Source organism: Metabacillus herbersteinensis (assembly GCF_042433335.1).
GTDB lineage: Bacteria > Bacillota > Bacilli > Bacillales > Bacillaceae > Metabacillus > Metabacillus herbersteinensis.
Window position 1 is genome coordinate 26715 of the sequence record NZ_JBHLVO010000037.1, and the last position, 16026, is coordinate 42740.

Sequence of the window (16026 nt, forward strand, 5' to 3'; positions counted from 1 at the left end):
CTAACACCACCCTAAATCACAGCCTTCAGCGTATTGTATTTGCTCCGTACACCTCTCGTACAAGCGAAACACACGCTCTTCTTCATATAAATATCCGCTCACTAATTCATATTGTTTTCCATCCGAATTTATGACAAGCTTACCGATACACTCCTTTCCGATGTACAACTCCATGAAATCAGCTTGAAGCTTTGCCAAGATTCGATCGGTTACATCAAATTTATGAAATTCACTCATTTCGCACATCCCTCCTTATCACAGTTTATTTGAGGGGTTCATCCTTTATGATAGCGTTTACAATGATTTTTTCGAGATAGTTTTATTTTACTTGTGGAAAACAGAAACGATGCTATTTTCAAACAGTGGGACCGATAAATGAAGATTAATTTTTACTTAATAACGGTTTGAAAGTACAACAAAAGATAAAAAAACAGTCATGATAATGAGTGAAGTTAATAAACAGAGAGTTTGGTAACCATCTAGATGAATAATATTAAACTGGAAAAGGACCATTAGTATGATTGAATAACCTAGTATAAAGAAATAACTATAAAACATCCCTTTCTCTTTTATTCTTTTCGATCGTTCGTCATTTTCTTTAAATTGAGGATAAATATAAGCGTTACAAAATGCCATGATGCTGACCGCAAAGAATACAAATTCATACCCTTTAAGGGATCCTTCAGCCATTAATATGAATAATTTTGGCTCAAAAAAATTCGGATACAAAAAACACTATTTTTTGTATCCGAATTTGCTATCAATTTAACACTCTAATTTGCAACCCTACCTTTGATTAGATGTGTTTCTAAGGTTTAATTCGCTTCATTTACATACAATCGTCCTTTAATTACCGACCTCGCTATTTCCAATAATAGTAAACAGGTGCTGCTTTTTATAGATTATCACTGTCACCAATAGTAAAATAAGACTCGCTAAAATAAATACACTTCGAATCCCAAATAAGTCTGAAATGACGCCCATTATGAGGGCTGCAAATCCAAACGTTCCGGTTCCAATCGTATTAAGTGAGGTATAGACAGTAGCTAACTCGTCTTTTGAAACACTTTTTTGGATAACCGTTTGCTTCGGAATGCTTTCTAATTGTCCGGTAATTCCGATGAAAGCTGATAGAGCCAGTGCGATGACTGGCAAAGTTGTTAAACCAAATAGGAACGTCGATATGCAACTCATCAGTGAACTGATGAGCATAACTTTGCTCAGATTTTTCTCTAAATAAGAAGAATATCTAATACAAATTAGGCTCCCAAGAATGACCCCACCGAAAAATGAACCATTTATAAAGCCCCACCATGCTTCACCCTTATTCAGAGCTTGATCAACGAATACATAGATAATCGTCGAAACCCAGACGGCTTCAGCGATATATTCAAGAAAGTTAATTCGTGCAATTGCTGTTAACAATGGTAAAGAAGCAATTGTCTTCCACCCTATACTCAACTGTTGTGATATTTTCGGTTGATTTTTACGTTTTTGTTCAACTGAAGTAAGCAAACTTAGTAGTATGCTCGCTATCATAAATACGACAAAAACGATCCAGATGAGTTGTGTTGCGGTCAATACAAGTAATAATAAACTAGCTATAAACCACATTAGAAGTTGGATGGTTTGAGTAACTGTCTCAGCTATGCCATTTGCGCGGAGTAAGTGTTCTTTTTCCACATAATGAGGAATTAACGTCTGCCGGAATGGATTAGCACAACCATCAAGAAAAGCAATTGTCGCAATGATTGGGAACAGCCAAAGGTAGCTAGCCGTACTCATTAAATTAATTGCTAGCACGAATAGTAAAATTGTTTTCCCTACTTGCGATCCGAAAAGGAGCATTTTGAGATTCCATTTACCAATGACAATCGGTGTCAGTAAGCTTGATATAAACATAGCCGATGTAATTGTAAACGGAATGAACGCGGTGACGGAAGCAGATTCCGTTTCTTTATATACAACACTAATCACACTCACGATTTACAGGATGTCACCCATATTTGCTAGTGATTGACCTAACATTAACAAGATAAAGTTTTTACATAGTTTCAATGTTATCCCCCATTTTATTGAAATGTTCAATTAAAATGGGGTGCTTAAATTGGACGAATTGTCATGGTGTGCTCCTTTTTTGGATTAAAGATAAAATCTCTGGGGGATTGAGATTTTGATTTTAGATTTATTTTACATGGTATTCGATAAGGATGCGGTGGATTCCTTTGAATTATAAAATTCAAAATAGAGATGATATAGATTTTATACAGTAGAAAAAAAAATCTTATGATTATCCATTCTAAGCTTAAACTATTTACTGGGAATGCAAAATTAAAAGTAAAACGTTGTTAATGATCGTTATTGTTCAATGAATCTTAGAATGTGTAATAATTCAACTAATTTTTAGTTAAACGCTCCCATAATCTGCTTATAATCCACTCTATTATATAAATTTGATGTTTCAATATGTAAATCTCAAGTTACTATAAGCCGATTTCGACTTTCGATAAGCCAATTTGAGCATTCTATAAGCCAATTTTCACTTTCTATAGGCCAATCGACAAAAAAAGACAAAATTCTCCTTAAGTTAAGTGATTCACTAGTAAATAGTTAACGTTTTCTAGTTATGAATACAAAAAGAAGACTGCAGCCTCATTGCACCACAGCCCATTTCTCTCAATTTTATTTCTTCGCCTCAGTCTGCCCTTCCCACTCAAGCATCCCGCCAACCATATTTCTCACCTTATAGCCTTGATCCTGCAAATAAGCACATACATTTCCGCTACGGCCACCAGAGCGGCAAATGAAGATAACTTCCTTTTCTTTGTCGATCGCTTCAAGATTGTCAGGAATGTCGCCCATGCGGATGTGCTTTGCGTTAGGAATCATTCCTTCAGCGACTTCTTCGTTTTCGCGGACATCGATAAGTTCTAATTTCTCACCAGCTTCTAGCTTTTTTTGGAGCTCAGCGGTTGTGATTTCTTTGATTTCGTTCATGATCTACACCCTTTCTAGGTTCATAACCATATTATATCAAACAGAACTCACCTCATAAAGAATGGGAGACGACCTGGAACATTGTCTCCCTCCCAATCAGCATTTAATTCGCTACTATATTCACAAGCTTGCCTGGAACAGCAATTACTTTGCGGATTGTTTTTCCGTCGACTTGTTCTTTTACACGATCATCAGAAAGAGCGATTTCTTCTAATTGGTCCTTTGTTACGTCTTTTGCTACGTTTAGTTTTGCACGCACTTTTCCGTTGACTTGAACAACGATTTCAACTTCGTTTTCAACTAATTTTGCTTCATCATATGCTGGCCATGCTTCATAGGAAATCGAATTTTCATTCCCTAGTTTAGCCCATAATTCTTCCGCAAGATGTGGTGCAAGTGGTGAGATTAGTTTGACAAAACCAACGACATAATCTTTAGGAATAACCGTTGCTTTATACGCTTCATTAATAAACACCATTAACTGAGAAATTGCCGTGTTAAAGCGTAATCCTTCGAAGTCCTCTGTTACTTTTTTCACTGTTTGATGGTAAACGCGCTCAAGGGTTTCCGAGCTGTCTTCAACGATTTTTGGACTAAGCTCGCTGTTATCTTCTATGAATAAACGCCAGATTCGATCCAAGAAACGTCTTGCTCCATCAAGACCTGTTGTTGACCAGGCTATGGACGACTCAAGAGGACCCATAAACATTTCGTACATTCTTAATGTGTCAGCTCCGTGGCTTTCAACGATCTGATCTGGATTAACAACATTTCCTTTTGATTTACTCATTTTCTCGTTGTTTTCACCAAGAATCATTCCTTGATTGAACAGCTTTTGGAATGGTTCTTTTGTTGGAACAACGCCGATGTCGTATAAAAATTTGTGCCAGAAACGAGCATAAAGTAAATGTAAAACTGCGTGCTCTGCTCCACCAATGTAAATGTCTACTGGAAGCCATTCCTTTAGCTTTTGCTCGTCAGCAAGGTATTCTTCGTTTTTCGGATCAATATAACGTAAGTAATACCAACAGCTTCCTGCCCACTGTGGCATTGTATTTGTTTCTCTGCGACCTTTTTTACCAGTTGCCGGATCAACTACAGCTACCCACTCTTCAATATTGGCAAGTGGCGATTCCCCTGTACCTGATGGCTTAATTTCCGTTGTTTGAGGGAGTACTAACGGCAGCTCCTCTACAGGGACGCTTGTCATTGTTCCATCTTCCCAATGAATAACTGGAATTGGCTCGCCCCAATAACGTTGACGGCTGAATAACCAGTCGCGAAGACGGTAGGTCACTTTTTTCTCACCTTTGCTGTTTGTTTGAAGCCACCCGATACTATTGTCGATCGCTGCTTGCTTGCCTAAACCGTTTAAGAAGTCAGAGTTTACATGCTCACCGTCGCCTGTATATGCTTCAGCAGAAACGTCTCCACCCTGTACAACTTCAATAATTTCGAGGTCGAATTTTTTCGCAAATTCATAATCTCGTTCATCATGTGCAGGTACCGCCATTATTGCACCAGTTCCGTAGCTTGCTAACACATAGTCCGCAATCCAGATTGGCATTCTTGCACCGTTTACAGGATTAATTGCATATGCGCCTGTGAACACGCCTGATTTGTCTTTAGCAAGATCGGTACGCTCTAGGTCACTTTTGTGTTTTACTTCGTCTAGGTATGCTACTACCGCTTCTTTTTGTTCACTTGTTGTAATTTTTTCAACAAATGGGTGCTCTGGTGCAAGTACTGCATAAGTTGCCCCAAAAAGAGTATCAGGACGAGTTGTGAAAACGGTAAATGTATCCTCGTGTCCGTCAATTTCAAAGTGCACATGAGCTCCTTCTGAACGACCAATCCAATTACGTTGCATGTCTTTAAGGCTTTCAGGCCAGTCAAGCTCTTCTAGATCTTCTAGTAAGCGATCTGCGTATGCGGTAATTTTAAGCATCCACTGTTTCATTGGACGTCTTTCAACAGGATGTCCGCCACGCTCACTTTTTCCGTCAATGACTTCTTCATTTGCAAGAACTGTTCCTAGTGCTGGACACCAGTTTACGGCAACTTCATCAATGTAGGCTAAGTTTTTTTCAAATAGCTTTGTAAAAATCCATTGTGTCCATTTGTAATAAGAGGGATCCGTTGTATTTACTTCACGCTCCCAGTCATAAGAAAATCCAAGATCTTGAATTTGTCTGCGGAACGTATCGATATTATGTTTTGTAAATTCGGCTGGATCATTTCCCGTATCTAATGCATACTGTTCTGCTGGCAGTCCAAATGCATCCCAACCCATTGGATGAAGAACATTAAAACCTTGCATACGTTTCATTCTCGCAAGAATATCTGTTGCTGTGTAGCCTTCAGGATGACCAACGTGAAGTCCAGCTCCTGATGGATACGGAAACATATCAAGTGCGTAGAAGTTTTGCTTTTCTTGATCTTCCGTTGTTTTGAATGTATGGTTTTCTAACCAATAATTTTGCCACTTTTTTTCAATTTGTTGATGGTTGAAGCTCATTTTACTTCCTCCTTAGAATGATGTTGCATCTATAAGTAATATTTAGTAACCATTTGAACGGATCAAAGCGTAGTGAATTTTCCCATAAAAAAATAACCACTCATCCCTTAATAGATTACTCTATATAAGGGACGAGAGGTTAAAGTTCCCGTGGTACCACCCAGTTTGGCATGAAGTATGCCCGCTTTGAAATCCGTAACGTGGATTATGCGACAAATATTACTATGCAAATGAAGCTTTCACATTTGTACTCAAAGGCGAGTTCATAAACAAGAAATGATTGACTTGCACCTACCGTCAACTCTCTAAGACAATACCTTGTTCACTACTATTCCTTATCACCGTTCATTTCGTATACTGTTATACATATTAGTTTATTAAAGATTGGAGTAAGATGCAAGTTATGCTGAAAACTATTCAATTTAACATTACCTTACCTCTCAACTTCATTAAACTTTTTTAGATTAATGAAGTTGAGAATTTCGTATAATGGCGGCATGTTTTTCGTCTTTTCAAATGGAATCGTCACATTCAAGAGGCAATGAGTGTCTGAAGAGATCATTGTTGGGGAGGTTGATTATCATTATGTTTTGTCGGATCAATTGAATGGTACTGTCTGACAAAATCAAAACTTCTGAGAACCGCTTCACCACTGTAACCAGCAATAATAGACAGAACAACCAGTTGTACAGATGATTTTGGTTCCGAGGATAATACGAGCAGAATGGCTGCAATAATACCGACAGTGATGTCTTCAAAATATCCTAGATAAATGTACCTTTTTGTCATCTTAGGTTTTTCTAGACGACCTTTCTTTTTAACATGTCCTAATAACCCCATCATGCCCCCTATCAATGACGCCACAATCACATTTTGTAGCATTTTTTTCACCTTCCCAAAGTCGAATTTACCAAAGGTCAGCGACTCTAGGGTTGCGAAGTGCACGTTTGCTCTTCACTAAGCCCTGGTATTGGTTAGGGCAATCTTCTTTCCAAACATCGGTATCACAGGAAAAAAAATGAAGCTTGTTTTACTTCCATTATATGTGAATGAAGGCAAAACAAGCTTGATTCAATATGTTTAATTTTCAGATTATTTTAAGTGATTCTTTTTCCCTAGAAAACAAGACAAATGGATTAGTAATCTCTTTTGTTAAATCTTCTTTTCATGAGGAAAGTCTGCTATCACTTACTGAACCGTATACCCACCATCTAGCACAACCGCCTGCCCTGTGACACCTTTAGCCTTTTCACTCGCTAAAAATATAGCGTAATCAGCAATTTCCGAAACGTCTAGCAACCTTTTTTGTGGAATAAGTGGATAGAGAACTTCTTCGAGTACTTTTTCAAGCGCAACATTCCGCGTTGTTGCTAGGTCTTGTAATTGATTTTTGACAAGAGGTGTGTCGACATAACCAGGGCAGAGCGCGTTTACTGTGATTCCGTGCTCTGCTCCTTCGAGTGCTGCAACTTTCGTTAAGCCAATCACACCGTGCTTTGCGCTATTATAGGCGGACTTCCCAGCGAAGCCGACGAGTCCATTGATGGAAGCGATGTTTAAAATACGACCGAACTTCTGCTCTTTCATAATTGGAAATACATGCTTGGTTGCCATAAAAGGTGCCACTAACATGATTTTAATTAGCAGTTCGAATTTTTCTGTTGGGAAGTCTTCAATCAAGGAAACATGCTGTAGACCCGCGTTATTGATCAATGTATCAATTCGCCCAAAGTTTTCGTGCGTCATTTTAATCGCATTCTGAATATCTTCTTCTTTTGTAACATCACATTTAAGCCCGATTACCTCAAAGCCTTCTTCTTTAAGATTGTTCGCACTGTTTAAGACTTGTTCTTCGTTTAAATCGGTTAATGCGACCTTTGCACCTTCTCTAGCAAATGCTCGAGCAAGCTCTAAACCGATTCCTTGTGCAGCTCCTGTTAGTAAAACGACTTGAGACTGTACCACGCTGAAAATCCCTCCTTAAATTCCTAATCCAAATGAAAATAGGATGATTGCAATGACCACTCCAATTGCAGGAACAATAACTGTTAAGGCCCCTACAGGAAGATAGGCATCTTTATGTGATTCACCACAAATGGCTCGAACCGTTGTTACAACATATCCGTTGTGCGGCAAGGAATCTAGTGCACCAGATGAAATGGCGACAACACGGTGAAGTGCTTCTGGATTAACGCCCATATCCATATAATGTGGCGCGAGAACTGGTAATGCGATGGCTTGACCTCCTGAAGCAGAACCAGTCATTCCTGCAATGACACTAACTGCAATTGCTCCACCAATTAATGGACTTCCTGGAATGCTCGTCATTGTGTTAACAGCTACTTCAAATGCTGGAACCGCTTTTGCAACACCACCAAACCCGACAACTGCTGCTGTATTACCAATCGCAATTAAGGCACCCATTGTTCCTTCAGACACAGCACTCCAAAACGATTTGAAATAGGTACGATGTAGTAAATAAGTTGCGATAACCCCACCAAGTAAAGCGATAATTAACGCAGACTGTTTTAATGAGTCATGGAAAAAGAATGAAATTAATAGCACAACAATCAAAGGGACAAGACCTAAAAAGGGATTTGGAAGTGCACGGTCATCTGCTTGTGGATCATTTTCACGTGCCTCAAATTTTTCCCCTTTAGCAATCGCTTTAGAGATCATACGTTTTAACCACCAATAACCAAACACCATCATAAATACGGCAACAATTAAACTAACTTCCCAGCCTGCATACGGCGTCGTTCCTAAGTAGTCAATTGGAATCCAGTTTTGAATTTCAGGGGAACCAGCTGATGTCATTGTAAATGTGACAGAACCAAATGCTAGTGCAGCCGGAATGAACCTTCTTGGTAAATCTGCTTGGCGGAATAAGCTAATCGCCATAGGATAAACAGAAAACGCAACAACGAATAAGCTCACGCCTCCATATGTTAAAACTGCACAAGCAATGACAATGGCTAGTACTGCACGCTTCATACCTAGCTTGCCAACAACCCATTGTGAAACGCTATCCGCAGCGCCGCTATCTTCCATTACTTTACCAAAAATAGCACCTAATAAGAACATTAAATACCATGCTGTTACGAAACTTGAAAAGCCGGACATATAATTTCCAACAAAGTTGGCATCGCCTTCTGCAACTAACTGTGGAAACAGAGGTAGTCCACTTAAAATCGCTACAAATAATGCACATAATGGACCTGCGACAAGCAAGTTCATTCCTTTCATTGTTAAATAAATTAAAAGTGCTAATCCCCCGATTAAACCAATCATACTTAACATCTTTTTTCCCCCTTTGGTTGCGCTCTGCTTTCGATAAACATGGTTAAACTAAATTTTCTGATACAATGAGTTTAGCTCCTGTTGAACTTATAATGTCTTCCACAGTAAATCCTTCTAACACCTCGACTAATAGAAGTCCTTCCTTCGTTACATCAATAACCGCTCGATCTGTAATAATTCGGTTAACAACTGCTTTTCCTGTTAAAGGAAGGCTGCACGATTTCACAATTTTCGGTTCTCCATTTTTCGAAACATGCTCCATAATCACGACAATCTTTTTAGCACCATGAACGAGATCCATCGCGCCGCCCATGCCTTTAATCATTTTCCCAGGTATCATCCAGTTTGCTAGATCACCAGTTTCAGAGACTTCCATTCCACCTAAAATGGCTAGATCAATATGTCCGCCACGAATCATTGCAAACGACTCGGCACTGTTAAAATAACTTGAACCTGGAATGGCTGTAACTGTTTCTTTCCCTGCATTAATTAAGTCTGGATCGACTTTATTTTCAGTAGGATAGGGACCAATTCCTAGCAGCCCATTCTCAGATTGAAGGACAACTTGTTTGTCCGACTGAATATAATTCGCAACTAAAGTCGGCATTCCAATTCCTAAATTCACATAGTAACCGCTTTCAATTTCCTGTTCAGCTCGGATTGCAATTCTTTCTCTTACCCCAACGCTCGTTGTCATTTCACTCCCTCCTTACTTACTGTTAATCTTTCAATCTTCTTTTCTTGAACACCGACAATTAGTTTTTGCACATAAATACTCGGTGTATGAATGTGCTGAGGATTTAATTGACCTATTTCAACTAGCTCTTCTACTTCCGCAATCGTTACATTTCCTGCTGTTGCGATCATCGGGTTAAAGTTTTGAGCGGTCTTGTTATAAATCAGGTTTCCCATTTTATCTGCTAAACTCGCTCGAACTAAACTAAAATCAGCTTTTAAAGCTGTTTCAAGTAGATATTCTTTTCCTTCAAATATTCGTACTTCTCTATCCTCTGCAAGAGGCGTCCCCACTCCAGCAGGTGTATAGAATGCTGGTATTCCCGCTCCACCTGCACGGATACGTTCAGCCAACGTTCCTTGTGGAATCAGTTCAACGTCTACTTCACCAGTGAGAACCTGACGTTCAAATTCTTTATTTTCACCAACATATGAGGCAATCACTTTCTTAATCTGTTTATTTCGGAGCAGCAAGCCTAGTCCCCATCCGTCAACCCCACAGTTATTTGAAATAACCGTCAAATTCTTTACACCTGTTTCAACTAGCGCAAGAAGTAGATTTTCTGGAATGCCGCAAAGTCCAAATCCACCTACCATTATCGTTGCTCCATCATGAATGTCCTTTACAGCTTCAACAAATGAATCATATACAGGTTTCATCTTTGTCCTCCTTTCATTACTCCTTTATATAATGCAAGTTGTGTGCCAACTCATAAAAATTAATGAAATGTTTGAAAAATAAACATATTTGTGTTTTAATTCCGGAATTCTGGAACTCAATATTCATCTGGACAAGCTTAAAAACGGTTTACAAGCTTATTTTAAAGCAATGAAAAAAAGTCCAGAATTCTGGACGCTATTCCGAATTTCTGGACTACTTTTCAATTTCATATTTTTGAACTTTTTCATACATGCTTGATTTACTAATGCCGAGTAGTTTCGCTGCCTTTCGCTTATCGCCTTCACATTGTATTAACGTCGTTATTAGAATTGTTTTTTCTGCATCCTCTAGCATCTCTTTCAACGAAGCTTCTTTTGTATGATAAAGGGATCCTTGCTTAATGTAATCTGGAATCGCTTCAATTGTAATGACATCCGATTTTGCCAAGTGAATAGCTGCTTCAACAATATTTTCTAGCTCACGAATATTGCCTTGCCAGTGATACCTGCGAAAGGTGCTCATCACGTCTTCATTGATTTTTGCAACACGTTTTCCAGTTCGTAGTGATACCTTCTGAATAAAGTGACGGACAAGTGGTTCAATGTCCTCCAATCGGTCACGTAAAGGCGGAATCACTAAAGGAATCACACTAATACGATAATAGAGATCATCACGAAAATGATGATCCTGCATTAGCTTTTCGAGTGGTCGATTCGTAGCAGCAATCACACGTACATCTAATGGAATGGTTCGAACCGATCCAACTGGCTCCACTTCTTTTTCTTGAAGGACACGTAATAACTTCACTTGCATATGTAGAGACATATCCCCAATTTCATCTAAAAAAATCGTCCCACCGTTCGCAAGCTGAAATTTCCCTTGTTTGCCTCCCTTTTTCGCCCCTGTAAATGCACCTTCTTCATAACCAAAAAGTTCTGATTCTAACAAGTGTTCAGGGATTGCACCACAATTCACTTTAATAAAAGGTCTTTCATTCCTATGGCTTATCAAATGAATGCTGTGAGCAAACAACTCCTTACCTGTTCCACTTTCACCTCTGATTAGAACGGAACTATCGGTTGCAGCAATTGACTTTACTTTTTCCTTCAATGCCAACATAAGAGGTGAACTCGTTTTAATATCATTAAGTGTATACTTAGCCCCAGTGACTTCCTGTTGATCTAAAAACGATTGAATCGTTGAAAGATGGTGCCTAACATGGGAGTTCATATCATGCCATTCTTTCGTATCACGAAACATAACTGTACCGAATGCGCCGACAACCTTACCACCCGCAAAGATCGGAATCCGATTCGCAATCATATAATTTCCTCTGATGTACTGAAGATCGGCAATTTCTTCTTCTCCCGTTTTGACGACATGATGCATGCGACTATTTTCAATCACATCATATACATACATGCCAATCACGGCTTCTCTCGACACCTCTAAAAACCGGCAATAATTCTCATTCATATAAATAATCTTAGACTCAGAATCTACGATTACGATCCAAGCGAAAGCGTTTTCAATTACTGTTTCGAAAATTTCCTGTGAGTATGGGAAGATTTTATTAAACATGTTGTGGTCTCCTGCGTTTTTTCTTAATCTTATCATAAGTTTTCTGACGATTGTTTGTTTCTCTTTTAAAAAAGTAGTCTAAGTGAATTAATGAATGGATGAATGAACCTACGAATTGAGGGAAATTAAAAGAGTCAAGCTAGTATAGTTACCATAAGTTTCAACAAAAAAGCACCTCATAGATGCTTTTTTATTTTATTGTATACTGATAATAATCCTGTGCTTGAAATACCTTAAAACCACAAGACTCATAGAGTTTAAGAGCATGTATGTTTTTTGCTTCAACTTCAAGGAAAATCTTAAAGCCTGCTTCATGTTCTTGTTTGATGATTTTTTGTAGAGCTCTTCTACCTATTCCTTTTCCTTGGTGCGCAGGTAATACAGCAAATCCATAGATCCATGCTTCATCTTCTAGACGAGAAACACGCAGCTTTCCTACTGTTTTTTCATTATGTTCAATAATGCAAAATTGTTGTGTGCTATCAAGTTTAACTTGATTGTTATATTCAATTGCTTGTTCCTCTTGAAATCCAAAACTCAAAACATCTATTTGGATTTCAGCTTTTAGATCCTCAGGTGTAGCAAGTCTGACCAACACATTGTCATCAAGAGCTAACTTAACCTCTGACCACATCATTTGGTATTCAGAAAAGACTAGTTTACACGGAATTTTCTGTAACAATTCTTTTGCTGAAGTGGAGGTTGATGGGGAATTCAAGAGGATTTCAGTGTATTCACGTTCTTCACATATTAGTAGCGCAAGACTAAGAAGGTTAGTGAAAATTCCTTTTTTCCGGTGAGTAGGGCTGACCATTCCACAAACTTCGACCTTTTTTCCAAATCCATAAATGGCTAGAAATCCGACGAGCTCATTTTCTTCATAATGAAAGAAATCATTGATTTCCTCATCTCGGATCTGCAGCATGTCCCAATTTAGTTTTAATCCGATATTGTCTTCTTTTTCACATATTTGCTGAAGTTGTTTGATTTCGTTTAATTGGTTTTGGGTTAGCATAGCATCCTCCTGTGGATATCGATGTGGTGTAAAATTAGTTCTGAGAATACTTCAGTGGGTTAAAGTGGTTTGAATTCTAGGCAGAATGACAGAAAACAACTGTAAAGTGACTGATAAGCTAAGCAAGCTACATCCCTATTAAGACATTGCTTTGCAGAGCCATACTTCTAGATTCCACCCATTTTTACCACTGAATTCCCGTTTGTAATAGCTCTGCTCTTTTCTAGCTAATCTCTTGTTATCCACCATGGTTTTCATGATCTATTAGCCATTTTTTTCTTGTTAACCCACCACCATACCCCGCAAGATCACCATTAGAATTGATGACTCGATGACAGGGAACCACGATAGCAAGTTGATTTGCTCCATTTGCTCTAGCAACAGCCCGATAGGCAGTTGGTTTCCCGACTGCATTGGCAATTTCCGAATATTTCCGTGTTTCACCAGCTGGAATTTTCTTTAGCTCTTCCCAGACACTCTTCTGAAAATCGGATCCTAAATAGAAAACGGGTGTTTTAAACTCTGTTAACTGTCCATCAAAATACTGATTAAGCTCATTTTCAATTGAGCTAATGGGCCAGGAATGTCCCGGGATAATCGCTGACTTTTTTTTATCTCTAAGTCTTTCAACTTCTTTTTCGAGACCCCGACGGTCAACAAACTCTAACAGATAAAGAAACCTATCATCAGCAATCGCAATCATTGGTCCCAGTCTTGTATCTATCCATGATGCTTTCAGTACGTTCGTCTGGTTCAGCAATGTAGGAGCGCTCCCCATGATACGAGAAAAGGCATCTCGAAAACCACTACTAGATTCGTAACCAGTGGAAAGTTGTGCCTCAATTACAGCCTCGCCGGATCTTATCTGTTTCATTGCGATTCCCATTCTTCTAGCTCGAGCGTACTCAACGAACGTCATACCAAACCGCTTTTTGAACTGTCGACGAGCTGTTGAAGCATCCATTGATAATTCTTTAAAGTCATAATCTTTCCATCTTTTCTCGGGGTTTTTTTCAACAGCTTCTACAAGTTTTTGGACAATTTCAGTAACCTGATTCGGGTGTGAGAGTGGACGGCAACGTTTACAAGGTCGAAAAGATGCTAACAATGCTTGTTTTGCCGTTTCGAAAAACTCACAGTTCTCTTCTTTTGGCTTTCTTGCAGGACATGTAGGACGGCAAAACACACCGGTTGTCTTCACTCCTACATAAAAAACCCCCTCATATTCTGTCTTTTTCTCAACCAATGCTTTGTAAAATTCGACTTTCCTTTCGCTTGATATCATTTTTTACCTCCAGAAAAACCTTATAGTTTTGATCTTATTATATTCTATTAATATGAGAGCCGTAGCCGAATTTAAGGCATTGATTTTTCAGAAAGAAATTCAACCAGAGTTTTTTTGTTAATTAATTCTAAGTGATCCTAACTGATAATAAACCTAGTCTAAATAAAGATAAAGATAGCTATTTACAACATTCTCTTAAAAAGAATGGCATTAAGACAAACGCTCGTGCAATTGTTGATCATATAGAATTTTAAGTACTTTTATACCTATAATAGCAAATGAAAAATGAATGGAGAAAATATTCTGGCAGCAACTAATGACCTCTTTTAACAAAAACGAATAGTATCCCTATTGTTAAGCAGCCACCGGACGTTTCCCTCTTGGTAGAAGTAGAAGTTCCTTAATCCGCTTCTCTAAAAGCCTCGGGGCTAGTAGTTGTATTTGGTTATCAATTAAGTTCTTTCATCACCATGTACCTTCGGTTTTAAACCACAAAAAAAAGCCAGCATCTCTGCTAACTCTTTTTCCTCTTTGCCCGGCAATGTCCTACTCTCACAGGGGGAGACCCCCAACTACCATCGGCGCTGAGAGCTTAACTTCCGTGTTCGGACGTCGGCTTGCGATAAGCTTCAAATCTCTGCGTCAGCTTGTTCACTCAGATCCTCATGTGCCAATACCGCACACTCCGGTCTTCGTTCTCTTCGCTTCCTTACTTGCACATGGATGTGCTGACTTCTACGTTGCCACAGGACGTGGCGCTCTTAGTAGAAGTTCCTTAATTCGCTTCTCCCAAGCCTCGGGGCTAGTAATTGTATATGGTTTTCAATTTACGTTCTTTCAAATAGTACTTGTTGAGGACCATAAGCCTTTCGGTTTTTAAACACAAAAAAGAGCCAGCATTTCTGCTAACTCTTTTTCCTCTTTGCCCGGCAATGTCCTACTCTCACAGGGGGAGACCCCCAACTACCATCGGCGCTGAGAGCTTAACTTCCGTGCTCGGATTTCGGCTTGCGATAAGCTTCAAATCTCTGCGTCAGCTCGTTCACTCAGATCCTCATGTGCCAAACCCGCACACTCCGGTCTTCGTTCTCTTCGCTTCCTTACTTGCACATGGATGTGCTGACTTCTACGTTGCCACAGGACGTGGCGCTCTTAGTAGAAGTTCCTTAATTCGCTTCTCCCAAGCCTCGGGGCTAGTAGTTGTATATGGTTATCAATTAAGTTCTTCAACATGAACCTTCGGTTTTAAACCACAAAAAAGAGCCAGCATCTCTGCTAACTCTTTTTCCTCTTTGCCCGGCAATGTCCTACTCTCACAGGGGGAGACCCCCAACTACCATCGGCGCTGAGAGCTTAACTTCCGTGCTCGGATTTCGGCTTGCGATAAGCTTCAAATCTCTGCGTCAGCTCGTTCACTCAGATCCTCATGTGCCAAACCCGCACACTCCGGTCTTCTTTTCTCTTCGCTTCCTTGATCTTTTCGCTTCTCCCAAGCCTCGGGGCTAGTAGTTGTATATGGTTATCAATTAAGTTCTTCAACATGAACCTTCGGTTTTAAACCACAAAAAAGAGCTAGCATCTCTGCTAACTCTTTTTCCTCTTTGCCCGGCAATGTCCTACTCTCACAGGGGGAGACCCCCAACTACCATCGGCGCTGAGAGCTTAACTTCCGTGTTCGGACGTCGGATTGCGATAAGCTTCAAATCTCTGCGTCAGCTTGTTCACTCAGATCCTCATGTGCCAATACCGCACACTCCGGTCTTCGTTCTCTTCGCTTCCTTGATCTTTTCGCTTCTCCCAAGCCTCGGGGATAGTAGTTGTATATGGTTATCAATTGAGATTCTTACAAATTATTCTTATTCAACACCAAGAACCTTCAGTTTTTAAACACAAAAAAAAGCCAGCATCTCTGCTAACTCTTTTTCCTCTTTGCC

12 protein-coding genes and 1 other annotated feature are annotated in these 16026 nt (G+C 39.4%); all 12 genes read right to left on the reverse strand.

The window, feature by feature from the left end; translation table 11 throughout:
- On the reverse strand, window positions 1–237 hold the full coding sequence (locus tag ACFFIX_RS24655; RefSeq protein WP_378938821.1) for a DUF2553 family protein: 237 nt from the start codon (window positions 235–237) through the stop codon (window positions 1–3).
- A 609-nt stretch (window positions 238–846) separates the two neighbouring features.
- On the reverse strand, window positions 847–1977 hold the full coding sequence (locus ACFFIX_RS24660; RefSeq protein ID WP_378938823.1) for an MFS transporter: 1131 nt from the start codon (window positions 1975–1977) through the stop codon (window positions 847–849).
- A 705-nt stretch (window positions 1978–2682) separates the two neighbouring features.
- Window positions 2683–2997 carry a rhodanese-like domain-containing protein gene (locus ACFFIX_RS24665; RefSeq protein WP_378938825.1) on the reverse strand — a complete coding sequence of 105 codons (315 nt, stop codon included), beginning with the start codon at window positions 2995–2997 and terminating at the stop codon, window positions 2683–2685.
- Between the two features lie 103 nt (window positions 2998–3100).
- Complete coding sequence (gene leuS, locus ACFFIX_RS24670; RefSeq protein ID WP_378938827.1) at window positions 3101–5515, reverse strand: leucine--tRNA ligase; 2415 nt, start codon at window positions 5513–5515, stop codon at window positions 3101–3103.
- Window positions 5516–5639: 124 nt separating this feature from the next.
- Window positions 5640–5866, reverse strand: a binding site (T-box leader).
- A gap of 207 nt (window positions 5867–6073) precedes the next feature.
- Window positions 6074–6397 (reverse strand): DUF4257 domain-containing protein, encoded by a 324-nt coding sequence (locus tag ACFFIX_RS24675; protein ID WP_378938830.1) that lies wholly within the window; start codon window positions 6395–6397, stop codon window positions 6074–6076.
- 306 nt (window positions 6398–6703) lie between these two features.
- Window positions 6704–7480 carry a 3-hydroxybutyrate dehydrogenase gene (locus ACFFIX_RS24680; protein WP_378938832.1) on the reverse strand — a complete coding sequence of 259 codons (777 nt, stop codon included), beginning with the start codon at window positions 7478–7480 and terminating at the stop codon, window positions 6704–6706.
- 15 nt (window positions 7481–7495) lie between these two features.
- Complete coding sequence (locus ACFFIX_RS24685) at window positions 7496–8815, reverse strand: GntP family permease (RefSeq protein WP_378938834.1); 1320 nt, start codon at window positions 8813–8815, stop codon at window positions 7496–7498.
- A gap of 43 nt (window positions 8816–8858) precedes the next feature.
- Window positions 8859–9512: a 3-oxoacid CoA-transferase subunit B gene (locus tag ACFFIX_RS24690; protein WP_378938836.1), complete on the reverse strand. Its 654-nt coding sequence runs from the start codon at window positions 9510–9512 to the stop codon at window positions 8859–8861.
- On the reverse strand, window positions 9509–10210 hold the full coding sequence (locus ACFFIX_RS24695) for a CoA transferase subunit A (RefSeq protein WP_378938838.1): 702 nt from the start codon (window positions 10208–10210) through the stop codon (window positions 9509–9511). The genes ACFFIX_RS24690 and ACFFIX_RS24695 overlap by 4 nt, the downstream gene beginning before the upstream one ends.
- Window positions 10211–10424: 214 nt before the next feature.
- On the reverse strand, window positions 10425–11792 hold the full coding sequence (locus tag ACFFIX_RS24700; RefSeq protein ID WP_378938840.1) for a sigma-54 interaction domain-containing protein: 1368 nt from the start codon (window positions 11790–11792) through the stop codon (window positions 10425–10427).
- A gap of 190 nt (window positions 11793–11982) precedes the next feature.
- On the reverse strand, window positions 11983–12807 hold the full coding sequence (locus tag ACFFIX_RS24705) for a GNAT family N-acetyltransferase (RefSeq protein WP_378938842.1): 825 nt from the start codon (window positions 12805–12807) through the stop codon (window positions 11983–11985).
- A 238-nt stretch (window positions 12808–13045) separates the two neighbouring features.
- The gene (locus ACFFIX_RS24710) at window positions 13046–14092 is read right to left on the reverse strand and encodes a bifunctional transcriptional activator/DNA repair enzyme AdaA (protein ID WP_378938844.1); all 1047 of its coding nucleotides are present in this window, start codon (window positions 14090–14092) and stop codon (window positions 13046–13048) included.
- Window positions 14093–16026: the final 1934 nt, after the last annotated feature.

Coding starts and splice junctions, on each gene's coding strand:
- ACFFIX_RS24685 (WP_378938834.1), bottom strand. CDS start 8,815: ATGTTAAGTATGATTGGTTTAATCGGGGGATTAGCACTTTTAATTTAT.
- ACFFIX_RS24665 (WP_378938825.1), bottom strand. CDS start 2,997: ATGAACGAAATCAAAGAAATCACAACCGCTGAGCTCCAAAAAAAGCTA.
- leuS (WP_378938827.1), bottom strand. CDS start 5,515: ATGAGCTTCAACCATCAACAAATTGAAAAAAAGTGGCAAAATTATTGG.
- ACFFIX_RS24690 (WP_378938836.1), bottom strand. CDS start 9,512: ATGACAACGAGCGTTGGGGTAAGAGAAAGAATTGCAATCCGAGCTGAA.
- ACFFIX_RS24655 (WP_378938821.1), bottom strand. CDS start 237: ATGAGTGAATTTCATAAATTTGATGTAACCGATCGAATCTTGGCAAAG.
- ACFFIX_RS24700 (WP_378938840.1), bottom strand. CDS start 11,792: ATGTTTAATAAAATCTTCCCATACTCACAGGAAATTTTCGAAACAGTA.
- ACFFIX_RS24695 (WP_378938838.1), bottom strand. CDS start 10,210: ATGAAACCTGTATATGATTCATTTGTTGAAGCTGTAAAGGACATTCAT.
- ACFFIX_RS24710 (WP_378938844.1), bottom strand. CDS start 14,092: ATGATATCAAGCGAAAGGAAAGTCGAATTTTACAAAGCATTGGTTGAG.
- ACFFIX_RS24705 (WP_378938842.1), bottom strand. CDS start 12,807: ATGCTAACCCAAAACCAATTAAACGAAATCAAACAACTTCAGCAAATA.
- ACFFIX_RS24675 (WP_378938830.1), bottom strand. CDS start 6,397: ATGCTACAAAATGTGATTGTGGCGTCATTGATAGGGGGCATGATGGGG.